24 protein-coding genes are annotated in these 25,456 nt (G+C 68.9%); 8 read left to right on the top strand and 16 right to left on the bottom strand.

The genetic code is table 11. The features are described 5' to 3' along the window. Nucleotides 1-46: 46 nt before the first annotated feature. Both AB0395_RS00400 and AB0395_RS00395 read right to left on the bottom strand, forming a co-directional pair. Nucleotides 47-2,023, bottom strand: coding sequence for a glycosyltransferase family 2 protein (locus tag AB0395_RS00400; protein ID WP_366275614.1), 1,977 nt, complete (start codon nt 2,021-2,023; stop codon nt 47-49). Between the two features lie 60 nt (nt 2,024-2,083). After that, nucleotides 2,084-2,725 carry a lytic transglycosylase domain-containing protein gene (locus tag AB0395_RS00395; protein ID WP_366275612.1) on the bottom strand — a complete coding sequence of 214 codons (642 nt, stop codon included), beginning with the start codon at nt 2,723-2,725 and terminating at the stop codon, nt 2,084-2,086. Between the two features lie 393 nt (nt 2,726-3,118). Between AB0395_RS00395 and AB0395_RS00390 the strand changes: the two genes are divergently transcribed. Genes AB0395_RS00390 through AB0395_RS00380 form a run of 3 tightly spaced genes read left to right on the top strand, consistent with a single transcriptional unit; the run spans nt 3,119 to nt 5,825 of the window. Beyond that, nucleotides 3,119-3,793 (top strand): response regulator transcription factor, encoded by a 675-nt coding sequence (locus AB0395_RS00390; RefSeq protein WP_366275610.1) that lies wholly within the window; start codon nt 3,119-3,121, stop codon nt 3,791-3,793. Beyond that, on the top strand, nt 3,790-5,220 hold the full coding sequence (locus tag AB0395_RS00385; RefSeq protein ID WP_366275609.1) for an ATP-binding protein: 1,431 nt from the start codon (nt 3,790-3,792) through the stop codon (nt 5,218-5,220). The genes AB0395_RS00390 and AB0395_RS00385 overlap by 4 nt, the downstream gene beginning before the upstream one ends. Beyond that, a complete protein-coding gene (locus AB0395_RS00380) occupies nt 5,217-5,825 on the top strand; it encodes a hypothetical protein (protein ID WP_366275607.1) in 609 nt (202 codons plus the stop codon). Before AB0395_RS00385 ends, AB0395_RS00380 begins: the two co-directional genes overlap by 4 nt. Nucleotides 5,826-5,841: 16 nt before the next feature. On the opposite strand, the gene AB0395_RS00375 is transcribed toward AB0395_RS00380, so the two are convergent. The 10 genes from AB0395_RS00375 to AB0395_RS00330 form a co-directional block, all read right to left on the bottom strand. Further along, nucleotides 5,842-7,188 carry a PhoH family protein gene (locus tag AB0395_RS00375; RefSeq protein ID WP_366275606.1) on the bottom strand — a complete coding sequence of 449 codons (1,347 nt, stop codon included), beginning with the start codon at nt 7,186-7,188 and terminating at the stop codon, nt 5,842-5,844. Between the two features lie 222 nt (nt 7,189-7,410). Then, nucleotides 7,411-8,178 carry an isoprenyl transferase gene (locus tag AB0395_RS00370; RefSeq protein ID WP_366275604.1) on the bottom strand — a complete coding sequence of 256 codons (768 nt, stop codon included), beginning with the start codon at nt 8,176-8,178 and terminating at the stop codon, nt 7,411-7,413. A 47-nt stretch (nt 8,179-8,225) separates the two neighbouring features. Then, nucleotides 8,226-8,735, bottom strand: a complete 510-nt coding sequence (locus tag AB0395_RS00365) for a hypothetical protein (protein ID WP_366275603.1) — start codon at nt 8,733-8,735, stop codon at nt 8,226-8,228. 177 nt (nt 8,736-8,912) lie between these two features. After that, a complete protein-coding gene (locus tag AB0395_RS00360) occupies nt 8,913-9,326 on the bottom strand; it encodes a hypothetical protein (RefSeq protein WP_366275601.1) in 414 nt (137 codons plus the stop codon). Further along, nucleotides 9,319-10,131: a DUF692 domain-containing protein gene (locus AB0395_RS00355; protein ID WP_366275600.1), complete on the bottom strand. Its 813-nt coding sequence runs from the start codon at nt 10,129-10,131 to the stop codon at nt 9,319-9,321. The genes AB0395_RS00360 and AB0395_RS00355 overlap by 8 nt, the downstream gene beginning before the upstream one ends. Nucleotides 10,132-10,138: 7 nt before the next feature. Beyond that, complete coding sequence (locus tag AB0395_RS00350) at nt 10,139-11,014, bottom strand: TIGR04222 domain-containing membrane protein (protein ID WP_366275598.1); 876 nt, start codon at nt 11,012-11,014, stop codon at nt 10,139-10,141. 197 nt (nt 11,015-11,211) lie between these two features. Next, the gene (locus AB0395_RS00345) at nt 11,212-12,207 is read right to left on the bottom strand and encodes a TIGR04222 domain-containing membrane protein (RefSeq protein ID WP_366275597.1); all 996 of its coding nucleotides are present in this window, start codon (nt 12,205-12,207) and stop codon (nt 11,212-11,214) included. Nucleotides 12,208-12,455: 248 nt separating this feature from the next. Next, nucleotides 12,456-14,255, bottom strand: coding sequence for a phosphoenolpyruvate carboxykinase (GTP) (locus tag AB0395_RS00340; RefSeq protein WP_366275596.1), 1,800 nt, complete (start codon nt 14,253-14,255; stop codon nt 12,456-12,458). Between the two features lie 290 nt (nt 14,256-14,545). Continuing rightward, nucleotides 14,546-15,073, bottom strand: coding sequence for a hypothetical protein (locus tag AB0395_RS00335; RefSeq protein ID WP_366275595.1), 528 nt, complete (start codon nt 15,071-15,073; stop codon nt 14,546-14,548). Nucleotides 15,074-15,083: 10 nt separating this feature from the next. Beyond that, nucleotides 15,084-15,248 carry a hypothetical protein gene (locus AB0395_RS00330; protein WP_366275594.1) on the bottom strand — a complete coding sequence of 55 codons (165 nt, stop codon included), beginning with the start codon at nt 15,246-15,248 and terminating at the stop codon, nt 15,084-15,086. A 29-nt stretch (nt 15,249-15,277) separates the two neighbouring features. Between AB0395_RS00330 and AB0395_RS00325 the strand changes: the two genes are divergently transcribed. Beyond that, complete coding sequence (locus AB0395_RS00325) at nt 15,278-15,880, top strand: TetR family transcriptional regulator (protein WP_366275593.1); 603 nt, start codon at nt 15,278-15,280, stop codon at nt 15,878-15,880. Nucleotides 15,881-15,912: 32 nt separating this feature from the next. Here the strand turns inward: AB0395_RS00325 and AB0395_RS00320 are convergent, their stop codons facing one another. From AB0395_RS00320 to AB0395_RS00310, 3 genes are all read right to left on the bottom strand, one after another. Next, nucleotides 15,913-17,199 (bottom strand): C40 family peptidase, encoded by a 1,287-nt coding sequence (locus tag AB0395_RS00320; RefSeq protein WP_366275592.1) that lies wholly within the window; start codon nt 17,197-17,199, stop codon nt 15,913-15,915. A gap of 200 nt (nt 17,200-17,399) precedes the next feature. Beyond that, complete coding sequence (gene greA / locus AB0395_RS00315; RefSeq protein WP_271220028.1) at nt 17,400-17,900, bottom strand: transcription elongation factor GreA; 501 nt, start codon at nt 17,898-17,900, stop codon at nt 17,400-17,402. Between the two features lie 105 nt (nt 17,901-18,005). Next, nucleotides 18,006-18,434: a DUF4307 domain-containing protein gene (locus AB0395_RS00310; RefSeq protein ID WP_366275590.1), complete on the bottom strand. Its 429-nt coding sequence runs from the start codon at nt 18,432-18,434 to the stop codon at nt 18,006-18,008. A 226-nt stretch (nt 18,435-18,660) separates the two neighbouring features. Between AB0395_RS00310 and mca the strand changes: the two genes are divergently transcribed. Next, nucleotides 18,661-19,545 carry a mycothiol conjugate amidase Mca gene (gene mca / locus AB0395_RS00305; protein WP_366275589.1) on the top strand — a complete coding sequence of 295 codons (885 nt, stop codon included), beginning with the start codon at nt 18,661-18,663 and terminating at the stop codon, nt 19,543-19,545. A gap of 137 nt (nt 19,546-19,682) precedes the next feature. After that, nucleotides 19,683-19,862 (top strand): hypothetical protein, encoded by a 180-nt coding sequence (locus AB0395_RS00300; RefSeq protein WP_366275587.1) that lies wholly within the window; start codon nt 19,683-19,685, stop codon nt 19,860-19,862. Between the two features lie 60 nt (nt 19,863-19,922). On the opposite strand, the gene AB0395_RS00295 is transcribed toward AB0395_RS00300, so the two are convergent. Beyond that, entirely contained in the window at nt 19,923-21,062 is a 1,140-nt protein-coding gene (locus AB0395_RS00295; RefSeq protein WP_366275586.1) for a hypothetical protein, read from the bottom strand. Nucleotides 21,063-22,020: 958 nt separating this feature from the next. Between AB0395_RS00295 and AB0395_RS00290 the strand changes: the two genes are divergently transcribed. Together AB0395_RS00290 and AB0395_RS00285 are read left to right on the top strand one after the other, a co-directional pair. Further along, nucleotides 22,021-23,232: a pyridoxal phosphate-dependent aminotransferase gene (locus AB0395_RS00290; RefSeq protein ID WP_366275585.1), complete on the top strand. Its 1,212-nt coding sequence runs from the start codon at nt 22,021-22,023 to the stop codon at nt 23,230-23,232. 156 nt (nt 23,233-23,388) lie between these two features. Further along, complete coding sequence (locus AB0395_RS00285) at nt 23,389-25,455, top strand: thioredoxin domain-containing protein (protein ID WP_366275584.1); 2,067 nt, start codon at nt 23,389-23,391, stop codon at nt 25,453-25,455. Nucleotide 25,456 lies beyond the last annotated feature (1 nt).

Below are 25,456 nucleotides of genomic sequence, written 5' to 3'. Positions count from 1 at the left end.
GCGATATGGCGACGGGCGCCACTCGAAGGCGAGAACGCGGCGGACGTCAGCCCGCCGTGTAGCGCCGCTGCACGGTCCTGGTCACCCTGATCGCGTTGCGGATTCCCGGGATGCGCAGCGCGACGCGCTTGAACAGCGGGTAGCGGAAGGCCGGCCTCCCGGCCGCGACGGCGGCGCGGACCTCGACCCTGCCGCCGAAGCTCATCCCGACCTTGAAACGAAGCCCGACCTCCCGGTCCTCGACCCGCAGGAACGGCCGCCAGTCGCCGGGGGCGAGGAAGCCCTCGCGGTAGATCCGCCGGGTCGGCACCTTGGCGATGAGCCGCCCGGCGAGCTGCCCCGGCACGCCGGGCTCGACCAGCGCGGGCGCGCAGATCTCGTGCTCCCCCCTGGACGCCCTGCGCAGCACCAGCTCCGCGGGCGGTCCCCCGCTCGGCGGCACGTACGGCACCGGCACCACAACGAAGACGTGGTCACGCTGCGGGGTGACCGTCGCCCCCGGGGAGACCAGCACGATCGACTCGGCGAACGAGCGGGGCTCGACGCAGACGCCCAGCTCGCCCCGGTCGGACCACCAGGGGATGACCAGGCGCTCTGAGTGGTTGGCCAGCGTCCCCGTGCAGTTCAACGGGGAGCCGGTCACCCGGGCGCGGGCCTGGTTGGCTCCGCCGTACATGCGCACGTGGATCTCCCACAGGCCGGAGGGCAGCGGGGCGCCGAGGGCGGCGGACGCGGCGTCGAGCCTGGCCCTGCCGGTGACCTGGAGCCTGATCCCGTTGCGGTGCCTGCTGCGCGTCACCGAGCAGGTGACGGGCAGGAAGTAGATGAGCCCGGTGTCCTCGTGCCTGATGTAGACCTCGAACCTGGCCCTGGAGGCGGCGTGGGTGACGTCGGCCTGCTCGGGTGGGAGGGCGAGGCCGTCGAGGGGGACGGGAGGCTCCCAGATCAGGCCGTCGTCTCCGTGCGGGACGAAACGCACCGGGTCACCGCCCGCGCGGACGATCTCCACGCTGAGCTCCATGGTGAACGCGCCGTCCTCCCAGAGGAGGTCCTTGAGCTCGGCCCGCAACCGGGTGCCGCGCATGGCCTGGGCGAGCAGGAGGAGCTGGTCGAGCCTGCCCGCGCGGAGCAGCGCCGCCCGGACGCGCAGGTGAACGGGCAGGTAGCGATCAAGGCGCGGAGGGAAGCGCTGGACGACCAGCTCGCGCAGGGTCGTGAAGGTCGCCGCCCTGTCCTTGGACGACAGGACGAAGTCACTCCCGGCGAGGCGCCGCAGCACGGCGGTGCGAAACCAGTGCGCGTACATGCGGTCGCGCCGCTGTCCCGGGAGAACCTCGTAGTCGACGACGTCGAGGAGCTCACGTAACTCCGCGCCGTGGACGTAGGGGTCCTCCTCGGGCTCGCAACGCTCCCCGAGATGACAGCAGACCTGGTCGGCGAGGACGGTGACCACCTTGGCCCGCAGGTACGCCCGCGTGACGAAGGTCTGCTCGGCCATGAGGCCTCCCGGGTCGGTGAAGGCCAGCGCCTCAGCGTCCAGGAACTCCCTCCGGTAGAGCTTGTGCGGCGTCAGCAGGGTGAGCAGCCGGTCCCTGAGCAGGTCGGCGCGTTCCCGGTTGCGCTCGAAGATCTTGGAGGGCGGCGCCTGGCCGTCGACCAGCCGCCCGATCAGGATGTCGGCGTCGGTCTCGACCGCGCGGGCGTACATGCGCTCCAGGGCGGCCCGTTCGAGGCGGTCGGCCTGGTTGAGCAGGTAGACGTATTCGCCCCTGGCGACCGCCATGGCGACGTTACGGCCGCGCATCGGCGAGCCGGTCCGCCCGAGATGGAGGACCCGGACATTCGAGCGGACGGCGGCGATGGCGTCGAGGCGGAGCTGGATCCCGTCATCCGATCCGTCGTCGGCGAAGATGACCTCGTATTCCTCAGGGACCATCGACTGCTCGAGCACCGAACGGATACACGCGTCGGCGGTATCACCGGGGTTGTAAACCGGTACTACGACGCTGACTTTCACATCCATGCGGCCAAGCGTGCGATGTCCGCGTCCCTGAGGCGGTCAGACTTGCCGACTCTTGGAGTCTCAGTACCAGCCCGTGGCCTGGGAATGGCCCCAAGCACCACAAGGCGTGCCGTAACGCCCCTTGATGTAGCCGAGCCCCCACTCGATCTGGGTGGCCGCGTTGGTCTGCCAGTCGGCGCCCGCGCTGGACATCTTGTGACCGGGCAGCGACTGCGGAATGCCGTAGGCGCCGCTGTAGCGGTTCATCGCCCGCTCGTTCCAGCCGCTCTCCTTGGTCCACAGCTTCTCCAGGCAGCCCCACTGGTCGCCCCAGCCGCGCGCCTCGAGCATCTGCTTGCCGATCGCCTTGTTCCCCGTCGGGTTGGAGCTTCCCGGCGGGAGCTCCTTGGGGTCGAAGCCGCCGCCGCCCGGCGCCTCCTTGGGGATGAAGATCGGGTCGAGCGGGTCGCGGTCGTCGCGTGTGGCCTTCAGCTCGTCGGCCTTGAGCGCCTGGGCCGCCTGGGCCTTCAGCACGTCGGTTTTGGGGTCGGACGCGAACGGGTCGCCGCCGCCGAACATCTTGGCCATGTCGTCCAGGGAGAGCGCGGACTCCGAGGCCGGGGCCGAGGCGTTCTGGATCGCGGTGTGGACGGTGAAACCTCCGCCGCCGACCACGACGAGGAGCACCGCGCCAAGAATGACGGCACGCTTCGGAGTCAGCATCCCGACGCCTTGGCCGGGGCGGACTGCCGGGTCGTACGGCGGGGGCGGGGAGCCGAGCGCTCCTTCAAGTACGGTGATCCTGAACTCACGACCTATGAGCTTGCCGTGCACAGGGGGGTGGTCCGCAACCTGAACGGGAGAGTTGGTCGGTGTTCCCCGGGACGTCCAATGGTTTTTGTGTGACTTACTGCCTGGTTACATGGTCTTTCCCGGGGTTTAGCGGACAGATGTGATTTTAATCACATTTTTCTAATGTGACCCGTCCCGCGGGCCCCTGTTCCGGGGGAAGTGTCCTCATCAAGGCTGGCAGAGCAGCGTCTTGATCTCGCCTGACCCACGTCACAGTTTCGTGACGTGGCGGGTGCTATCGGGCATTGGAACAATAATGACCGCGTGGCTGGCATCCTCCTTGTAGAAGACGACCCCTCGGTCCGGACCGGGCTCGAGCTGGCGCTGAGCCGTCAGGGCCACACCGTGACCTCGTACGGCAGCGGTGAGGAGGCGCTTGACCACATTCGGTCACGCCGTCCCGAGATCGCCATCCTGGACGTCATGCTGCCCGGGATCGACGGGGTCGAGGTGTGCCGCAGGATCAGGAAGCTGGACCAGCTTCCGGTGATCCTGCTCACCGCGAGGGGCGACGACCTCGACGTGGTCGTCGGCCTTGAGGCGGGGGCGGACGACTATGTGATCAAGCCGGTCGAGCCCCGGGTGCTCGACGCCCGGATCCGCGCCGTCCTGCGCAGGGTCGAGTCGCTGGCCTCCGACCGCATCACCTTCGGCGACCTGGTCGTCGACCGGGGGGCGCTCAAGGTCTCGCTCGCGGGCCGGGAGGTCCACCTGACCCCGACCGAGCTGCGTCTGCTGCTGGAGCTGGTCCGCCACCCGGGCCAGGTGCTCAACCGCAGGTACCTGCTGCGGGCCGTGTGGGACCACACCCACGTCGCCGACTCCCGACTGGTCGACGCCTGTGTCCAGCGGGTCCGCGCCAAGATCGAGGCGGTGCCCGCGGAACCCGAGTTCATCCACACGGTGCGCGGCTTCGGCTACCGCTTCAGCCCGCCGTGAGACGGATCTACACCGGCCTGCGCGGGCGCCTGATCATCACCTTCACGCTGATCGCCGTCACGGCCTCAGCGCTCGTCGCGGGGATCGGCTACGAGCTGGTCAGGACCCGCGTGATCGCGCGCGCGGAGCAGGTGGCGGTCGGCGACGTGCGCGACACCCTTGAGGGCATCAGGGTGCCGATCGGCGGCCTCTGGCCCGGTGAGAGCCCGCCGACCGACGCGGAGATCAACGGGCTGCAGAAGAGCCTGCGGAGGCCGAACGGCGACGTCGTCGTCCGCTACAAGGACCCCCGCTCCCCGCAGGAGAACTACCTTTACTACCCCGACCGCGACTTCAGCATGAGCGATGTGCCCTCCGACCTCGTCGCCAAGGCCGACCGCGAGATGGTGGTCAAACGCCAGCGGATCAACGGTCGGATGTGGCTGCTCATCGGCACCCCGGTGTGGCGGATAGAGCCGATCCACACGGCCCAGCCGACCGGGATGAGCGTCTTCGTCTTCGTTCCCCTCTCCGAGGAGGAACAGCTCCTGAACGACCTTCGCCAGCCGCTGGCGGCCGCGGGAGCCATCATGCTGTTCATCGCGCTGGCGGTGGCCCTGCTCTCGGCCAGGCGGGTGCTGCTCCCGGTGAGGCGGCTCGGCTCCGCGGCCCGCGCGCTCGGCGCGGGCCACCTGGACACCCGGCTGCCGGTGCACGGCCAGGACGAGCTGGCCGAACTGACCGCGACGTTCAACGACACGGCCGCCGCCCTCGAACGGAGCGTCTCCGAGCTGCGCTCGCTGGAGGCGATGTCCCGGCGGTTCGTGGCCGACGTGTCCCACGAGCTGAGGACCCCGCTGACGGCCATGACGGCGGTGACCGACATGCTCTCCGAGGAGGCCGAGCGGCTGCCCAGCGAGCCCGCGGCGGCCGTACGGCTGGTGCTCAAGGAGATCGGGCGGCTGCGCACCCTGGTCGAGCAGCTCATCGAGGCGAGCCGGTTCGACTCGGGGACGGCCACGCTGCACCTGGACACGGTGAACATCGCCGACGCGATCTGTGACTGCCTGGAGGTGCGAGGCTGGCTCGACCAGGTTCGGGTGAACGTGCCGCAGGGCCTCGCCTTCTCCCTCGATCCGCGGCGCTTCGACGTGATCCTGGCGAACCTGGTGGGCAACGCCCTGCGCCACGGCGAGCCACCCGTCGTGGTGACCGCCCGCAGTACGCCCAACGGGCTGGAGATGAAAGTGCGCGACCACGGCAAGGGCATCCCGCCCTCCGACCTACCCCATGTGTTCAACCGCTTCTACAAGGCCGGCGCCAGGGGCGACGGCAGCGGGCTCGGCCTGTCCATCGCGCGGGCCAACGCGCACCTGCACGGCGGCACCATCTCGGTGCGCCCTCAGGACCCGGGCACGCTCTTCACGGTCTGGCTGCCCCCCGCATGAGACGACGCACGACGAAGAAGGCAAGGCACGGCGTACGGCGGTTCACCTGCCTGCTCGCGGCCGTTCTGACGCTGGGCGCGTGCGGGATCGCGCCGACCGAGGTGCGGGGCCTGGGCCGCCCTCCGGTGATCAGCTACAGCCCCACATGGGTGACGGTCTACCTACTCAGCGACGGCCGCCTGGTGCCCAAAAAGATCCCGGTGGGTTCCGACTCCGCGAAGAACATCGTCGACACCCTGTTCAGGGCGGGAAAGCAGCTGCCGAGGTTCAGGACGGGGAAGCAGCTGCCGATCAAGGGCCTGACCAGCGCACTCAACGACTTCAGCCACCACGGCACCGAGACCACCAGGTATCACGACGACAACCAGCGCAACGACCCGGCGGGCAACCTCGGCTACCGGCTGAGCGTGATCGTCACGGGCGGGCACGAGATGTCCAGGGAAGGACTCGCCCAGATCACCTGCACCATCCGGCAGAACAAGCAGGAGAGCATCTGGAGCGTCGAGGTCACCCGGTTGTTCCCCGGCCAGCCGAAGACGTGGGGGGAGCACACCTGCTTTGAGTACCGCGATCTCGCGGCCAAAGGAGTGCGGCTCCCCCCGTGATCACACGGGCCGCCCGTTACAGCGTGACGTCCTCAAGCATCTCGGTGACCAGCGCGGCGATCGGCGAACGCTCGGAACGGGTCAGCGTCACGTGGGCGAAAAGCGGGTGTCCCTTGAGCTTCTCGACCACCGCGACCACGCCGTCGTGCCTGCCGACCCGCAGGTTGTCGCGCTGGGCGATGTCGTGGGTGAGCACGACCCTGGAGTTGGCGCCGATCCGGCTCAGGACCGTGAGCAGCACCCCTCGCTCCAGCGACTGCGCCTCGTCCACGATCACGAAGGCGTCGTGCAGCGAACGGCCGCGGATGTGGGTGAGGGGGAGCACCTCGAGCATTCCCCTGTCGATGACCTCCTCGATCACCTCGGGCGTGGTGACCGCGCCCAAGGTGTCGTAGACGGCCTGCGCCCACGGGCCCATCTTCTCGTTCTCAGAACCGGGCAGGTAGCCCAGGTCCTGGCCGCCGACGGCGTACAGCGGGCGGAAGACGATGACCTTGCGGTGCTGACGGCGCTCGAGGACCGCCTCGAGACCCGCGCAGAGGGCCAGGGCCGACTTGCCCGTGCCCGCCCTTCCGCCCATCGAGACGATGCCGACCTCGGGGTCCATCAGGAGGTCGAGGGCGATGCGTTGCTCGGCGGAGCGGCCGTGCAGTCCGAAGACCTCCCGGTCGCCGCGCACCAGACGGACCGACTTGTCCGGCAGCACCCGGCCAAGCGCGGAGCCGCGGCTTGACAGCAGCCGCAGACCGGTGTGGGTCGGTAGGTCGCGGGCCTCAAGCAGCTCGGCGGTGCCGTGCTCGAACAGCGCCTCGACGTCCTCCGTGGTCACCTGAAGCTCGGCCATGCCCGTCCAGCCCGACTCGACGGGAGCCAGCTCGGCGCGGTACTCCTCGGCGGCGAGACCGATCGAGGCGGCCTTGATCCGCATCGGCAGGTCCTTGGAGACCAGCACCACGTCGTGTCCCTCGGCGGCGAGCGTGCGTGCCACGGTCAGGATGCGGGTGTCGTTGTCGCCGAGCCTGAAGCCGACGGGAAGGATCGACGGATCGCTGTGGTTGAGCTCCACCCGGATGGTGCCCTCACCGATCGGCATGGGCTCGTCCAACCGTCCGTGTGTCACCCGCAGGTCGTCGAGAGACCTCAGCGCTTTGCGCGCGAAGTATCCGAGTTCTGGATGATGGCGCTTGCCCTCCAACTCGGTGATGACGACGATTGGGAGGACGACCTCGTGCTCGGCGAAACGGCTTATCGCCGCTGGATCCGCCAAGAGGACCGAAGTGTCCAGGACGTACGTACGCCGATTGGTGACCGGCGACGTGGGTGAGGACGAAGGGTTTGCCACGCGTTCTCCCCCGGGCGCCATGGGGGGCGCCCTGCCATGAGCTGGGATGCGGACCGGACCCGGGACCACGCTCGCGGCTTGCCGAGGAGGCACCGATGGCCGGCCCTCCTTGGCAGGTCGTGACGCAAAGGTGGGCCCTCTCCGGAGTAGGCGAGCTGCGCCCGCCTACTTGTTACGGTACGTCCTGAATACCCGTCTTCCAACAGGGCAATCCTGGCCGAAAGCGGGTGTTCATGTCCTGTTTCAGGAGCCGTACCGCCGATGCCGCGCGGCGTAGGAGCGGAGAGCCCGCAGGAAATCGACTCTGCGGAAGTCAGGCCAGTAGGCCTCGCAGAAGTAGAACTCGGAGTGGGCGCTCTGCCAGAGCAGGAAGCCGGACAGCCTCTGCTCTCCCGAGGTCCGGATGACCAGATCAGGGTCGGGCTGGCCGCGCGTGTAGAGATGCTCCGCGATGTGCTCAACATCGAGGACCTCCACGAGGTCCTCGATGCTCGCGCCCTTGCTGGCGTGCTCCTGGAGAAGGGAGCGCACCGCATCAGCGATCTCACGCCTTCCTCCATACCCAACGGCAACGTTCACAATCAAACCCGGACGGTGTGATGTTGCTTCTTTTGCGTTTTTCAGGACACGGGCCGTGTGATCGGGCAGGAGATCAAGCGCTCCCATGGGTTTGATATGCCATCCGTCAGCGACGAGCTCCTGGACCACGTCCTCGATGATCTTCATCAGCAGGTCGAGCTCGTCCTTGGGCCGATTGATGTTGTCACTGGACAACAGCCACACGGTGACCACCTCGACCCCGGCCTCCCGGCACCAGCCGAGCAGCTCGGAGATCTTGTCCGCACCCTTGCGGTGACCTCGGCTGACGTCGTCGAGACCCATCGAGCGCGCCCAACGCCTGTTCCCGTCGACGATCACCCCGACATGCCGGGGAACCATCTCGCTCTGCCGGGACAGCTTTCCCTCAAGCCGTCGTTCGTAGAGCCGGTAGACGAGATCACGCACGCCCATTGGAGCCCTCCCCTAAACGCCCACCGTCGAAGGGCGCTGACAGGCAATTATCGCCGCCCCGGGGACCTCTCCGCCCCCTCTATCGGGGTTCTGGATGAGTTGCCGGACTTCTGCGCCCCCAGGCACTCCTCCGCCTCCGCGAGGAGACCGTCCACGAAGGCTCCCAGCTCAGCAGAGGTGAGCACCGCTCGCATCCCGACCCCGCCGCCGCCCCAGGCCTCCAAGAAGGCCCTTCTCGCCAGCCGCCACTCTCCGGCGGGGCCCCGCCGCCCGGGGATCCAGATCGGGATGGTGCGCAGCTGACATCGGAGTTCGCCGCCGCTGACGATCCCCTTCCTCGTCCGGTAACGAAAGGCGAACAGTTCCTCGTCCTCGGGAAAGCGGTCGTCGGGGTCCGGCCACTGCTCCTGCTGGCCCGCGCGAGCCTCCGCGACGCCCTTTGCCAGCCTGGCGAGGAACCAGCCGCACCGCTCGCCCACCGTCCCGTACAGCGCGCCGTCCCGGTGAAGTTCGAGCGTGATCTCGTACGGCGAACCGATGCTGTCCCGGCACGCCACCGGTGTAACGGTCAGATATGACCCATCAAGGCAACGCACTCCCCCCACCTCAGAGAGGGTATCCCCGGCACAGGCTGCCAAAACGTGCTCAAGCGCGAGAAGCGCCCCACGGGCCGCAGACCTCACCGCAGGACAGGACAGACTCCCCAGCCCCGCCCCTCTCTCGAGCGCGCAATCTCAAGATCGAGAGAGACCTCGGAGGAACCCTCGCAGAAACCAGAGCCCTCGGCGAGGCCGGGCGGGCCGCCCGGGTTCCGGCTCGGGTTCGGGCAGCAGCCCCCTCTCCCCGAGCCAGACGGCGAAATCGGCGGCGTCGGCCCTGGAGCCCCCCTGCGGCTTGGGGCGGCCACGGGCGTAACCGTCGAACTCCGCCACGAAGCCGCCGCCGAGCAGCGCGACCAGGTCCGGTCTGAGCCGGGCCACCGTCCCGCGCCGCTTGGAGATCAGCGCGGCCTCCTGGACCCGCAGCCGCCCCGCGTCGAACCCCTCCGGCACCTCGCCGCCCGCGACCAGAGCGGCCACCAGCTCCGCCTGAGCCCTCCCCAACGCCTCCCGCGCGCCTGCCTGGGGTTCCGAGGAACGGTCAGGCACGGCTCATCGCGCCGCGGATGCGGCCGAGCTCCGTCTCGAACACGGCGTCGCTGGGATAGTCGCCGTCCCATTCGAGCAGCACGCCGGGCGGCTCGACCCTGGCGCACAGCTCCGACAGGATGTCCAGCACGTCGTCGGGGACGCGGGTGGTGTGGGTGTCATGCCAGAGGCCGTGGTGGGAGTGGCCGCCCGCCACATGAACGTAGGCCAGCGCGGACAGCGGCAGACCGTCCAGCGCCGCGACGGCCCCCAGCCCCAGGTTGACCTGGTTGGTGTAGAGGTTGGCCACGTCGACCAGCAGCCCGACCCCGGTCGCCTCGACCAGTTCACCCAGGAACCGCGCCTCGGTCATCTCGTCTTCCGGCCAGCCGAAAAGGGCCGCCACGTTCTCCAGCGCCAGCGGTACGGCCAACGCGTCCTGGGCCCGCCGTACGTTCTCCACGACGACCGAGAGGGCGGCCCTGGTGCGCGGCACCGGCAGCAGGTGCCCCGCCTCCATGCCGCCCGCCCGCACGAAGGCCAGGTGCTCGCTGACCAGAGGGGCGTCCAGGGCCCGCGCGCAGGCCGCCAGATGCGCCAGCCTGGCCGGGTCCGGCGGCTCCGCACCGCCGATCCCCAGCCCGACCCCGTGCGGGATCACCGGGACCCCACGGGCACGGAGCACCCGCAACGACTCGGGAAGCCGGTCGGGACGGACGTTCTCCGCGATCACCTCCACGAAGTCGACGCCGGGCAGCCGCTCGACGGTCAGGTCGATCTCCGGCCGCCACCCGATCCCGACCCCCAACGATCCCGATCCGGCCACTGTCACCTCACTCCCGATCCCGAGTGCCGAAGCCGATGCCGAAGCCGTCGGCACTGACGTGGAAACTGAGGGAAGAGCCGCCGGCTCTCCGTCTGGGCACTCCATCATTTCTCAGCCCCACCGACATGACGAGGTTTCCCAGCTCGCCCAGGCCGTACAGAGCGACCAGGACACCGATCTCGGAGTCTTCCGGGGCAGTTGACCGCTCGTAGCCCTGCGCGTGGGCCCCGCGAGCGGCGGCGAGCGCCTCGTGTCCGGCGTTGCTCAGACCTTTCTCCGTCTCATGCCTCAGCTGGTTGTAGTGAACGAATCCGTATGTGGAAACGGCGACGCCGACCAGCACGGCGACGGAGAACGACCAGGTGACGCCGGACAGGTAGATCGCGAGGGCGACCAGGACGCCCTCCAGGCAGAGAGCCTGAAACAGTCTCCTCCACAGGCCGTTCGCCTTCCCGGCGAGGATGTCGGAGGACAGCAACAGACCCAGGCCTTTCAGCCGATCACGCAAACCGCGCACGGCGGGGTCGTTGGTGATCGCGGAGCGAAGCCGCACCACGTGAGCGGAGCCGCCCTGGGTGTCGAGCGCGTCGAAAACGATCCGCTCGATCTCGTCGGGAGAGGAGGGAGTCCCCTCGACCCCGCGACTGACCTCGCCGTCCGGCGTCACCTGGATCGCCTTAGACCTGGCCAGCAGGCCGAGCACGGTGTCGGTCACCCGGCCGGACTCGCCGGACAGGTAGGCCAGATCGTAGTGGCCGAGCGGTTCTCGGCCGTCGTAGGACCCGGTCGAGAGGATCCGCCGCCGTTCGGCGCGCAGCGCCACCACCGTCGAGCCGACCACCGGGAGAATCAGAAGAGCCAGGACAAACAGCACGACTTCCATCCTCAAATCACCTCTTGGGCGAACGGGGCCTCCGCCCCAATGTCAGAAGAAGTACGGGTCCTTGCGTGAAGTGCTGTTCTCAGGCCCTCAGCCGATTGGACAGCCGACCAATCGGCATGTGACACCCGCCCCGATCCTTACCGTTCAGACCTTTCAGGTCACTTTCAGATCACTGTCGCGGAGCTCGCTTGAATCGCTCAGCCTCCGCCGCAACCACCTCCGCCGCAACCACCTCCACAGCTCGATCCCCCTCCGCAGCTCGACCCGCCGCCGGAGTCACCTCCACCCCAGCCGCCGGAGCCGAAGTCACCGCCCCCTCCGTAGGAGACGCTGTCCGACGAACCTGAGGAACCACCGCCGCAGGCGCCCGACGCGCAGTTCGAGCCACTTGAGGCGTTCTGGGCGTTGGTCCGGTTCAGCTCCTCCTCCAGGGTCGGGTCGCCCAGTTCGCCGAGGCCGTACAGGGCGACGGGGAAGGCGACCGCGAGGGCCAGGTTGGAGGTCGAGGACTGGAGGCCGCGCACGTGGATTTTGCGGGCGGAGATGAGCGCCTGGTTCCCCGCCTCGCTGACGACTCCCCGCAGCACGCGCCTCATCCTGTCGTGGGAGGCGATGCCGACCGCCGATGCCACTCCACCGACCAGTGCCGAGACCGGGGTGAGGGAGCCGCTCGAAGTGAGGAAGACGAGGGAGTAGAGGAGGTAGAGCTCGAACACGACCGTGACCACCATGAGGACCCGCAACCGGCCGAGCAGCCTGCGCGCCTCGCCGAGCGTGTTCTCCGGCAACAGGAGGCCCATCCCCAGCAGGCGGTACCGCAGGCCGTCCATGACCACGCCCTCGGCGACCGTACGGCGCAGCTCCGTCGCCGAGCAGGAGCCGCCGCGGCTGCGCAGGGTGTCGAGGACGGTCTGCTCGATCGCCTCGGAACGCGACAGGGCGCCCGTCACGAGGCCGACCTGGCCGCCCCTGGACACCCGTACCGCCCCGGCCCTGGACAGCACGCCGACAGCGGTGTTGACCACCCTGAGCGGCCCGCCGGACAGGTAGGCGAGCTCGTACGGGCTCAGGCTCACACCGGCGCCCCCCTTGGCGGCCGAACTCACTCTGCGATGCTCGGTACGCACCGCCACCGCCGTCACCCAGATCGCTGCGAGAAGCACGACGGCTACGACAAGCAGTGTGACTCCCATGTCCGCCTCCGGGAGGGAAAGCGAGGCCTGTGCCTCGCTGTCTTGTAGACGTGTGGAGCTTCCCGAAAGTTGCGGGAATCGGGTTCGAGTCCGATGACCATGGATGTCCGCCGGATCGCGTGGCCAACCGCCCCGGACTCGCCGTTCACACCCCCGTCGAGGCCGGGGCGCGTCCGGTCGCCGCCATCTCACGGAACACGCGAAGGCCCGGCCCCCGACGAGGGGGCCGGGCCGGATTCCGCGAGCGATCAGCCCAGGCGCTCGACCAGGGCCCTGTACTCGTCCCAGAGTTCCTTGGGCAGGTGGTCGCCGAAGGTCTCGAAGAAGGGCGGGATCAGCGACGCCTCGTGCCGCCAGACCTCCTCGTCGACGGTGAGCAGGGTGCGCAGGTCCTCGGCGGAGACGTCGAGACCCTCGCTGTCCAGCTCGGCGGGCAGCAGGCCGATGGGGGTCCTTACGGCCTCCGCCTCACCGTTGAGACGGTCGACGATCCACTTCAGGACGCGGCTGTTCTCTCCGAAGCCCGGCCAGATGAACCTGCCGTCCTCGTTCTTGCGGAACCAGTTCACGTAGTAGACGCGCGGGAGCTGGACGTTCGCACGCTTGCCGAGGCTGATCCAGTGGGCGAAGTAGTCGCCCATGTTGTAACCGCAGAACGGAAGCATCGCGAACGGGTCGCGGCGCAGCTCGCCGACCTTACCCTCGGCGGCGGCCGTCTTCTCCGAGGCGATGTTCGCCCCGGTGAAGACACCGTGGTTCCAGCTCAGCGACTCGGTCACCAGGGGGACGGCGGTCGCCCTGCGTCCGCCGAAGAGGATGGCCGAGATCGGCACGCCCTTGGGGTCCTGCCATTCGGGGGCGATGGTCGGGCACTGCCCTGCGGGCACGGTGAAGCGGGCGTTGGGGTGGGCGGCGGGCTCGTCGCTGTCCGGTGTCCAGTCACGGCCCTTCCAGTCGGTCAGGTGCGCCGGGGGCTCGTCGGTGAGCCCCTCCCACCACACGTCGCCGTCGTCGGTCAGGGCGACGTTGGTGAAAATGCTGTTGCCCCAGAGCGTCTTGATCGCGTTGGCGTTGGTGGACTCGCCGGTGCCGGGCGCGACGCCGAAGAAGCCCGCTTCGGGGTTGATGGCGTACAGGCGGCCGTCGTCGCCGAAGCGCATCCAGGCGATGTCGTCGCCGACCGTCTCGACCTTCCAGCCGGGGATGGTCGGCTGGAGCATGGCCAGGTTGGTCTTGCCGCAGGCGCTGGGGAAGGCCGCCGCGATGTAGCGGGTCTGCCCGGACGGCGGGGTGAGCTTGAGGATGAGCATGTGCTCGGCCAGCCAGCCCTCGTCACGCGCCATCGTGCTGGCGATGCGCAGCGCGTAACACTTCTTGCCGAGCAGCGCGTTGCCGCCGTAACCGGAGCCGTACGACCAGATCTCGCGCGTCTCGGGGAAGTGGCTGATGTACTTGGTCGAACTGCACGGCCACGGCACGTCGGCCTGGCCGGGCTCCAACGGGGCGCCGACCGAGTGGACGGCCTTGACGTAGCCACCACGCTCCTCGATGAGCCGCAGCGCCCGCTCGCCCATGCGCGTCATGATCCGCATCGAGACGACGACGTACGGCGAGTCGGTGATCTCAACGCCGAGCTGGGAGATCTCGCCGCCCAGCGGGCCCATGCAGAACGGCACGACATACATCGTGCGGCCGCGCATGCAGCCCTTGAAGAGGCCGCCGAAGGTACGGCGCATCTCATCTGGAGCGATCCAGTTGTTGGTCGGCCCGGCGTCCTCCTCACGCTCGGAGCAGATGTAGGTCCGGTCCTCGACACGGGCGACGTCCGTCGGGTCCGAGGCAGCATAAAAGCTGTTCTGCCGCTTGGCCAGGCGCTTGAACGTGCCCTGCTCGACCAGCAGGTTCGTCAGGCGCGTCCACTCGATCTCCGAGCCGTCACACCATTCGATCCGGTCGGGCTGGGTCAGCTCGGCGATCTCCTTGACCCACGCGGCCAACTCTTCGTGGGTGGTGGGACTGGGGGCGGTTACGTCCTCGATAACGGACACTGCTACGGCTCCTTACACTCCTCAGGGCCAAATCATCATTGACGACCAAACCACCGTTAATCCAATTGGCATAGACCAGTGAATAGACGTGGTCCGTCGTCGCAACGCCTCCGAACCGCCCATGGTCACGGGCATATGAGCTGGCAGGAGTCGCGGCGTTCTGAGTGACTTACCCAAAAGAAGCGAATCTAAAGGAGCTCGTTTGGCCAGTGGTATAGGCCAATCGCAGAGGTCTAAACCAATCGATGAACAGGTTCAGACCAATTTCCGGCCGTTGTCCCTGGCCCGCCTCAGGAACCGATGTCGGGCCCCGAGGCGCGCACACGGTCAACGTGCTGAAGCGCGTCCCGCAGATCGGCCAACCAGGTGTCGGTGTGGGTGCCCACCAGACGCACGCACCAGGCGAGCGCGTCACTGCGGCTGCGGGCGACCCCGGCAGCCACGAGCGTGTCCAGGACCCGCCTTTCCGACTGGCGCAACCGGGTCATCACCGGCACCGACAGTGTGGTGAACATCACCGTCTCGTCACCGAAGGTGACCCCCCACGAGACCTTCCTGCGGAAGCGGTGCTCCGCCTCCCGCGCGATCTCGATGCGCCGCTCCCTGGTCTCCTCACGGAAGCGCTGCACCCCGCCCTCGACGGCGGCGGCCCGCTCGACCTCGGAAACGCCCTCGGCGAGCGCGGGCGGCGCCAGCTTGCCGACGACCGTGATCTCCTCACGGTCGAGAACGATCTCGGGACGACCGTCGAACCACCCCTCGGGCAGCCGTCCAGAGAACCAGCCTCGCAGCTTCTCCACTGCTTCATCGGTATCCATGTAATCGAGATTACATCGCTTCATCCTCAATGGCCATCATTCCGGCATCGATAAGCACGACCTTCACGGAGCCGCTCCGGAACATGCCGCTCCGGAACATGCCCTCAGCCATCGCCCCGGGAACCGCACGGCCATCGGCGGGACCGGCGAGGGCGGCGCTGGCTGCAGTGTTCATGTGCGTGGTCGAGACGCGACAATCGGTACATGAGCTCACCTCCACGCCCTGAGGGACTACGCGAACGCAAGAAGGCCAGAACCCGGCGAACCATCCAGGAACAGGCACTGCGCCTGTTCGCCGGGCAGGGCTACGACGAGACGACCGTCGAGCAGATCGCGGAGGCGTCGGAGGTCTCGGCGAGCACCTTCTTCCGTTACTTCCCCACGAAGGAGGACGTCGTCGTCCAGGACGACTACGCCCCCCTCGTGATGGCCGTGCTGGCCGTACAGCCTGCGGACCTGGCTCCGATCCCGGCGCTGCGCTCCGCCGTACACGCCGCATTCACCCAGATCTCTCCGGAGGAGGAGGCGCGGATCCTCGCCAGGACCAGACTGCAGCTCCGCCACACCGCGCTACGCGCCAGGGCCGTGGACAGCATGATCAGCACGATCGACATGCTTGCCGAGAGCCTCGCGGCGCGCAGGGGACGCGCGATCGCCGACCCGCTGAGCCGTACGGCCGCGGGGGCGGTCGTCGGCGCGATGCTGCCCGCTCTGTTCGGCTGGGCCGAGTCGGACGGCGCAGGACGCCTCGCCGAAACCGTGGACGAGGCCCTCTCCCTCCTGGAAACAGCCCTGCGGCCCTACTGATGGCGCCGCCTGGCGGCGTCGCGGGAACACAGCTAGCGGACGCGGGCGGCGATCTGGGGGCTGATCCGTACCGCGCCGGCGAAGTTGCGGGTGCTGACCGGGACGATCTTGACCACGTCCCCGGTCCTGGGCGCGTGCAGCATCTGGCCGTTACCCCAGTAGATCGCCACGTGTGAGACGTAGCCCGGATTGGTCGGGTCGTGGCGCCAGAACAGCAGGTCTCCGGGCTGGGCCTGGGAGAGCGGGATCTGCGGTCCGGCGACGAACTGCTGGTGCGTCACCCTGGGGACCCGCACGCCCGCCTGCGCGTAGGCCCACTGGACCAGTCCCGAGCAGTCGAAGGTGTCCGGCCCCTCCGCCCCCCACACGTACGGGCGGCCCAGCTTACTGGCCGCCGCGGTGAGGACGATCTTGATCTGGGGCACCGTCAGGAACGCGCCCTCCGGCCAGACCGTACGCCGGGGCTCCGTGAACACCGGGTTGATGGTCGCGACCTGGCTGCCCTTCGGCAGGACGCGCAGCAGCTTGCGGCGCAGCTCGGCGGAGTCGGTGTTCGGTGCGCTCACAACCAGCGCGTTGTCCTCGGGGATGCCCAGGGCGCGCGCGGTCGCGCGTGAGACCACGGCGTCGATGGCGCCCATGCCCATGGTCGCGTACGCGCCGACGCGCAGGTTGAGCCCGGCCGTCGAGACGGTCTTGCCCAGGGACATTCCGCCGTCGTTGCCGAGAACGAAGGAGACGACCAGCTCCCCGGCGGAGACGTTGCGCCAGAGCCTGTCGGAGCGCGCGGTCGGCTTCGGGGTGAAGGCGCGGAACGTCGAGGGGTTGACCCCCAGCGTCTGCACCCGCTTGCCGTCGAGGGCGACCTCGGCGGCGTCGGCGCGCTCGACCGCCCGCACCCCGGCGAGCTGGGTCACCTTCGCCACGACCGCCGAACTCAGCGGCTTGTTCGCCACGACGAACAGGTGTGGTTTGCGGATGGAGGTCAGCGGGGCGACGGGAGGCGGCGCGCTCTTCGACGGCGCCGCCACCACGTCCTTGGGCGGGTTCTGCAGGGCCCCCTGAAGGGTCTGACTGGAGACGGGCCTGCGCAGGACCGTCTCGGGCGAGTCGTCCGGCAGCCGCACGACGATCACCACCGCCGCCGTCAGCATCGCGACGACAAGGACCGCGATGATGGGGATGGCCGGTCTCAGCGTGCGAGTGGTGCCGTACTGGCCGGGCTGATCCTGCCTGCCGTACCGGATGCGCGGGCTGTAGGCGAGGTCCTGCCGGGCCTCGTCGATGAGCTGGGAGACACGCGTCCGTCTGTCGGGCACGACATCTTCCCTTTCACCCGTTCGAATCCAGCCCTATGAGGGTGCCGCACACGACGCCATGATGCATAGGAACTCACCAAAACGCTCCAAACACGACACGCTGCGAAGCGGCGGCAGGGATTCGGCTCTGGCTACGGTTCGGGCGGAAGATGGCTATCCGCCGGGACGCGGTCCCGGCGGATCAGCGGGTCAGGTCGAGGTCAGTTGCCGATGTACGGCACGGCCTCGAGGATCTCGACCGTGTTGGAACGGCCGTTCGGCATGGTGTAGGTGGCTTTCTCCCCGATCTTCTTGCCGTTGATCGCCGCACCGAGCGGCGACTTGGGCGAGTAGACGTCGATCGGGGCGCCACTTTCCTCGCGGGACGCCAGAAGGAAGGCGACCTCTTCGTCGTCGCCTTCGAAGCGGACGGTGACGGTCATGCCGGGACCGACCACGCCCTCGGTGCGGGGCGCCTCGCCGACCCTCGCACTGTCGATGATCTGACGGAGGTGGAAGATGCGGGCCTCCATCTTGCCCTGCTCGTCCTTGGCGGCGTGGTAGCCGCCGTTCTCCTTCAGGTCGCCCTCTTCCCGGGCGGCCTCGATCTTTTTCGCGATGTCGACGCGCCCGGGCCCCGAGAGGTACTCAAACTCCGCCTTCAGGCGGTCGTACGCCTCCTGAGTTAGCCAGGTGACGCTCTCGTTGTGGGAGTCGGCCACGGGTTCTCCTTGCTTCCTCTGTGGGGCTTCGTACTTGGGGTAGCGGTCGTTCGAATTTCGACAGGCTAACAAGTTAACGGCTCGAACGCTTCCCCAAATGTCTCACTATACGAGATAGCAGTAGTGGACGTCGCCAGAAGTTGCCTGGGCACTGGTCTCTAGCCGTTCGGTAAGGCGGACATATCCCTCACCAGCCGGAATACTGACCTCGCGACTTCCGACCTCCGCGTGCCCCACGTCCGTGGCCCGGATCCTGCAGACGGCCTTGCGGTCGGACGGCTTGACCACTTCGAACGTGATCTGAAGAGAATCTCCGCGGCTGGCGTCAAAAGCGATGACCTGATCGATGACCTGGGTGTTGCCCTTGGAGGCCCACATCACGTAGCCCCACCCTCCGGCGCACACCGCGCAGAGGATCGCGATCACGACATGCACGACGAAGCGCCCTCTACGCTCCGGGCGGTCGGGGAAGTCGCCGGGGGTGCCGAGCACGGGACCGGTCTGACGGCCCCGCTCGGCCTCGCTGGTGGCCATGACGGAATCTCCCTGCACTACCTCGGCGTTATCCAAGACAATTGTCTCTCGCGGGGGCCTTGCCCTCGCGACCGCCCAAGAGAAACTAACCTCTCTTTAGAGTGACCCAGCCCAACCGGGGGAGCGGCGCGGCACCGACGCGGGCCGAGCGGACGACACGGCGAGGAGCCGTCCGTAGGACCGGCGCGGATCCGAGCGCGACCGAAAAAGAGGAGACATCGAGTCCGTGAGTGCACCGCTGAGGCTGATGGCAGTTCACGCGCATCCCGACGACGAGTCGAGCAAAGGTGCCGCGACCATGGCGCGCTACGTCGCCGAAGGCGTGGACGTGCTTGTCTGCACCCTCACCGGAGGGGAACGCGGCTCGATCCTGAATCCCAAGATGGACCGCCCCGACATCCTGGAGAACATCGGCGAGGTCAGGCGCATTGAGATGGAGCGCGCCCGGGAGATCCTCGGCGTGAAGCAGCGCTTCCTGGGTTTCGTCGACTCGGGCCTCCCCGACGACGAGAGCGAGCCGTTGCCCGAGGGCTGCTTCGCCCTGCAGCCGCTGGAGGTCGCCTCCGCTCCGCTGGTCGCCGCGATGCGCGAGTTCAGGCCGCACGTCATCCTCACCTACGACGACGACGGCGGCTACCCGCACCCCGACCACATCATGACCAACCGCGTCTCGGTCGAGGCCTTCGAGGCGGCGGGCGACCCCGACCGCTACCCGGAGGCGGGCGAGCCCTGGCAGCCGCTCAAGCTCTACTACCAGATGGGGTTCACCAAGGAGCGGTTCGAGGCGCTTCACGCGGCCATGGACGCCCGCGGCATGGGCTCCCCGTACGCCGACTGGATCTCCCGCTGGGAGGACCGCCCGCAGAAGTGGCCGGTGACCACCCGGGTCCCCTGCGGCGACTACTTCGAGGTTCGCGACCAGGCGCTTCTCGCGCACGCGACCCAGGTCGACCCGGACGGCTTCTGGTTCGTCTGCCCGCGTGAGCTGCAGGAGGAGATCTGGCCGACGGAGGACTACCACCTGGCCCGCTCCCTGGTCGACACCGAGCTGCCCGAGGACGACCTGTTCACCGGCATCCACGCGGAAGAGGTCTCACGCGCCTGCCACTGATCCGCGGATCCGCCGCCGGCGCGCGGGCTCTGTCAGCGGCCCCGGGGCCCGCCGACGCGCGGGCGAACGGGACGTCTCGCTCCCGCCGCCGACACGCCGACGGCGGGACCACGGGGTCCCGGTGGCAGACTTGAGGTGTGACAGACACCAACGCCCTCAACGACATGGTCAGCCCCGGTCTCCTCGGCTTCCTGGTCGTGGCCGCCCTGGGGCTCGCCCTCTACCTCCTCGTCAAGTCGATGAGACGGCAGATCTCCAAGATCGAGGTTCCGTCAGAGGCCGAGCTGAGGAACCAGGGCAAGGGCACCGTCGGCTAGCGCCCCTGCCTCCGTCCTCCTGTGACCAGGCCTGTTCCAGGCCCGTTCCAGGGCCTCGGCCTATGACCAGGCCCGTTCCAGGGCCTTCGGCAGGCCCCAGCGGCCCAGCGGGGTGAGCACCTCGCTCTTGTCCACGATCCCCAGGCACGCCCACAGCGGCGTGACCGAGCTGAAGAGTGTCTCGGCCGCGTCCAGGTCCTCCGGGTCGTCCATCTGGACGTCGATGTCCTCGGACTCGGCGATGAAGCGGGCGATCCGCTCAGGGGAGGCGAGCACCCCGGGCCCGCGCCTGGCCAGCGTCGCGACCACGGCGAGCCAGTCGGCGTGGTGGATCGCGCACAGTGCGGCCAGCACGGCGTCCTCGTGGCTCAGCTCGCCCTCAAGGTCGGCGAACGTCTCAGGGGTTTCCTCGTCCTCCGGCAGGTCGGAGACGGGCCCCGCGATGCCCGCGGTGACGCTCAGCCACAGCTCCTCGTCGTCGGCGGGCAGCGGCTCCCCCTCGTAGCCCGCGCACGCCCGCAGCACGTTGCCCGGGTAGCCGGGATCGGCCAGCACCTCGCGGAGCCGTACGCAGGCGGCCCGCAGGTCGGCGGCGGGGCGTTCGGGGGCGGGCAGCTCCGCCAGGATGCGCCGCAGCTCGCTGAGCGCGAAGGCCTCCTCCTCGTCCCAGGCCGCGAACAGCTCCTCATCCTGCTCGTCGCTCACCGCGACCCCCGGCACGCGCCCGTCGGGCAGCGGGCTGTTGAGCCAGCGCTCCTGCAGGTCCTCGTAGGCCTCTCTCGCCTCCTCCTCCCGCAGCGCGAGCGCGTCCGGGTCGACCTCCCCTTTGGCGACCCGCTCCTCCAGATAGGCCACCAGCCTCAGGAACATCTCCCTGGCGACCGGGCCCCGTTCGTCCTCCTCCGGCCAGACGAAGAAGCTCCGGGTGAGCAGGAGCGGCTCAGTGCCGGTCGACTCGAGCCACCGCTGCACGTCGCCGACCGTCGCGTTGCCGGACTCGATCGCGCCAAGCGTCGTCTTGGCGGAGTCCCAGAAGGGGGAGGACAGCGGGTTGCCCAGCGCCACCAGCGCCCGCCGCAGGTCGGGAACGGCCACCAGGGCCACCCCTGAGGGCACCGCGAGCAACGCGCGAGCCACGTCGCGCCGGGTCAGCTCGGCGGCAGGCCGCCCCGCATGCACACAGACGAAGTCGAGATCCACGCCCAGTGAGCCTACGCTCGAAGCCGCGCGAACACATCTCCCACCCCGGAAACGCCCTTTTCCCGTTCTAGCCACCAGGAGCCTCCGACGCTCCGCGAAGGGACGTCCGTACCGCAAGGGGGCCATAAAGTCAAGAAAGAGGAAATTTCTCTTTACTCTCACGTTAACATACAATGATCACGACTGATAGTCATGGTTTTTTACCAGACTCCTGATAAATCATAGTGTCGCCGAACCGGTCAATCTCGGAGCACCTCGAGACGTCAGGAGAACCCGTGTCACCCCCCTCCGCGTTTCTCGCCACGACCGCCCCTCCGGCCGTGGCGCTCCTTCTCGCGACAGGGACCCCTCTCACACTCCCGCCTTCCCTCCCGCCCAGGTGGAGGCCCGTGTCGACACCGGCGCCCCGGCCTGGCGAGCGGTCTCGGCGAGGCGCCGGTGAGCGGTGACCCCGCTACCCGGGATCGTCTCTGCGACAGACGGTACGAAATACAGAGGGTGGACACCAATCCAGTGCCATTCGATATGGTTCGTGATGATTTCAAGGAAATCGTCCGATTCGAACGGCACTACCGGGGCTTCCGCGTTTTCTGCGTCGATTACCTCGCGCGGATGAGCAGGAACGGCACGCCGACCAGGTTCCCACGGCGGCCCGCTGACCCCGTGGGAGATCCGCCGACATCACCTTGAACTCCCGTCCCCGCCGGGCGAGACCCCACCGGCGGGGGCGGGTACGGACATGGATACGGACACGGAACGGCATCCCGCCCTCCCCACGAGGCCCCGGACCATCGGACTGCGCGCCCCGCGAGCTCCCGGACCGCTGTGTGGCGCTGTGTGGCGCTGTGTGGCGCTGTGTGGCGTGCCCAGCGCGGAGCCCGTTCCGGGAACCGGAAGGGCCGTTCCGGGGGCCACCTCACGTAGATCTGTCACGCTCATACGACGTTAAAGTGTGACGATGCACGTAAGGCAGTCAGACAAGCTCGCAAACGTCTGTTACGACATCCGCGGTCCCGTGCTGAAACGAGCGGCCGAGATGGAGGCCCAGGGCCACCACATTCTCAAGCTGCACATCGGCAACCCGGCCCCCTTCGGCTTCGAGGCTCCCGAAGAGATCCTGCAGGACATGATCCGCAACCTTCCCGTCTCCCACGGATACGGCGACTCCAAGGGGATTCTCAGCGCCCGCAGGGCCGTCGTGCAGCACTACGAGGAGCACGGCATCCCAGGTCTCGACGTCGAGGACGTCTATCTCGGCAACGGCGTCTCCGAGCTGATCGTGATGGCCATGCAGGCGCTGCTCAACAACGGGGACGAGGTGCTGGTCCCCTCCCCCGACTACCCCCTGTGGACGGCCGCGGTCTCGCTCAGCGGAGGAACCCCCGTCCACTACGTCTGCGACGAGCAGGCGGACTGGCTGCCCGACGTCGACGACATCGCGTCGAAGATCACCGACCGGACGAAGGCCCTGGTGATCATCAACCCGAACAATCCGACGGGCGCGGTCTACCCGCCCGCGGTGCTCGAGCGCCTCGCCGACCTCGCCCGCAGGCACGGCCTGGTCGTCCTCGCCGACGAGATCTACGACCGGATCCTCTACGACGGCGCGGTCCACACCTCGATCGCGTCACTGGCTCCCGACCTGTTCTGCCTGACCTTCTCCGGCCTTTCGAAGACGTACCGCGTGTGCGGGTACCGCTCGGGCTGGATGGCGATCTCCGGCCCCAAGGCCCGGGCGTCGTCCTACATCGAGGGTCTCGACATCCTCGCCAACATGCGCCTGTGCCCGAACGTGCCCGGCCAGCACGCCATCCAGGCGGCGCTCGGCGGACACCAGAGCATCAACGACCTGGTACGGCCCGGCGGACGGCTGTGCGAGCAGCGCGACCGCGCCTGGAAGCTGCTCAACGACATCCCCGGGGTGAGCTGCGTCAAGCCCCGCGGCGCCCTGTACGTCTTCCCCCGCCTTGACCCCGAGGTCCACCCGATCTCGGACGACGTCCGGTTCGCCCTCGACCTGCTCGAGCGGGAGAGGCTCCTCGTCGTCCAGGGCACCGGGTTCAACTGGGCCCGCCCCGACCACTTCCGCGTCGTCACCCTCCAGCGCGCCGACGACCTGGAGGAGGCCATCGGACGGCTCGGCGACTTCCTGACCACCTACCGGCATTGACCCGAACCGCCCCCGGACAGTCGGCCGCGGCGTTTCCCCTTCCCGGTCTACTGTGAGAAGGACCGTGCAGGCAGGACCAGGTAGAACCGTGGCGTGCGGCCTCCGCGCGCCTCGCGCGAGCAGAACGTACGCACCGCGTACGCGGGAGAGGCGTTGATGAACCGCTTGAAGGACGCGACGAGTCCCTACTTGCTGCAGCACGCGGACAACCCCGTCGACTGGTTCGAGTGGGGCGAGGAGGCGTTCGCCGAGGCCAGGCGGCGTGACGTGCCGCTGCTGGTCTCCGTCGGCTACTCGGCCTGCCACTGGTGCCACGTGATGGCGCACGAGTCGTTCGAGGACGGGGCGACTGCCGCGATGATGAACGAGCGGTTCGTCAACGTGAAGGTTGACCGCGAGGAGCGGCCCGACGTGGACGCGGTCTACATGGCGGCGACCCAGGCCATGACGGGTCAGGGCGGTTGGCCGATGACGGTCTTCGCGACCCCGGAGGGCCACCCCTTCTACACGGGGACCTACTTCCCGAGACCGCACTTCCAGCGGCTGCTCGCCGGAGTCTCGAACGCCTGGACCGGCGACCGGGAGGCGGTTCTCGAGCAGGGCTCGAAGATCGTGGAGGCGCTGAACGAGCGGACCGCGCTGCCCGCGGGCCCGCTGCCGAAGGCCGAGACGCTCACCGAGGCCGTCGAGACGCTGAACCGATCCTTCGATCCGGTGCGCGGCGGGTTCGGTGGGGCGCCGAAGTTCCCGCCGTCGATGGTGCTGGAGTTCCTGCTGCGGTACGGCGCCGCGACCGAACGACGCCCCGCCTCCCGGAACGACGAGACGGCGGAGCGGCTCTCACCGGAAAACGGCGAGACGGCGCAGGGGCGACTCTCGTCGGGGAACGGCGCGAGCCTGGCGACGTCGATGGCGGAACAGACGCTGGAGGCGATGGCCAGGGGCGGGATCTACGACCAGCTCGCCGGTGGGTTCGCCCGCTACAGCGTGGACGCCGACTGGGTGGTGCCGCACTTCGAGAAGATGCTCTACGACAACGCGCTGCTGCTGCGGGTCTACACGCACTGGTGGCGCTCGACGGGGTCGGTCCTGGCCCGGCGGGTCGCGCTGGAGACCGCCGACTGGCTGCTGGCCGAGATGCGCACCCCCGAGGGCGGCTTCGCCTCGGCCCTGGACGCCGACAGTGAGGGCGTCGAGGGCAAGTTCTACGTCTGGACCCCCGAGGAGATCCGCGAGGTCCTGGGCGAGGAGGACGGCGCCTGGGCGATCGGCCTGTTCGAGGTGACCGGCACGTTCGAGCACGGCACCTCGGTGCTCCAGCTGCCGTCCGACCCCGAGGACGCCGAACGCTTCGCCCGGGTACGCGCCGCGCTGCTGGCCGCGCGTGCCCTGCGCGTACGGCCCGGCCGGGACGACAAGATCGTGGCCGCGTGGAACGGGCTCGCCATCGCCGCGCTCGCCGAGACCGGGGCCGTGTTCGAACGGCCCGACCTGGTCGAGGCCGCGCGGGCGGCGGCCACGCTGCTCGACGAGCTCCACCTGGACGGCGACCGGCTGCTGCGCACCTCCCGCGACGGCAGAGCGGGGAGCAACGCCGGGGTCCTCGAGGACTACGGGGATCTGGCGGAAGGGCTGCTCACCCTGTACGGCGTGACCGGAGAGGTCCGCTGGTTCGATCGGGCGGGAATCCTGCTGGAGACGGTGCTCGACCGGTTCACCGACGGCGCGGGCGGGTTCTTCGACACCGCGGACGACGCGGAGCGGCTGTTCCAGCGCCCGCAGGACCCCACGGACAACGCGACCCCGTCCGGCCAGTTCGCCGCCGCGGGGGCGCTGCTCTCCTACGCCGCCCTGACCGGCTCCGCCAGGCACAGGGAGGCGGCAGAGGCGGCCCTCGGCACGGTGACGGTCCTGGCGGGCAAGCACGCGCGCTTCGCCGGATGGGGCCTCGCGGTGGCGCAGGCCGCCGTCTCGGGGCCCGTCGAGGTGGCGGTCGTGGGCTCGCCCGGCGACCCGGCCACCTCGGCCCTGCACAGGACCGCCCTGCTGTCGTCCGTCCCCGGCCTGGTCATCGCGCTCGGCGAGCCCGGCGCCGCCGGGGTCCCGCTGCTCGAGGGCCGGGGCCTGGCCGGGGGCGTCCCCGCGGCCTACGTGTGCCGCGGGTTCACCTGCAGGATGCCCGTCACCACCCCGGCAGCCCTGCGAGCCGAACTGACCTCCTAAA

This window comes from Streptosporangium sp. NPDC051023 (genome assembly GCF_040689595.1).
In the GTDB taxonomy this organism is placed as follows: Bacteria; Actinomycetota; Actinomycetes; order Streptosporangiales; family Streptosporangiaceae; genus Streptosporangium.
Note: the sequence above shows the minus strand (reverse complement) of the source record. Positions and strands in the feature narration are given on the sequence as shown.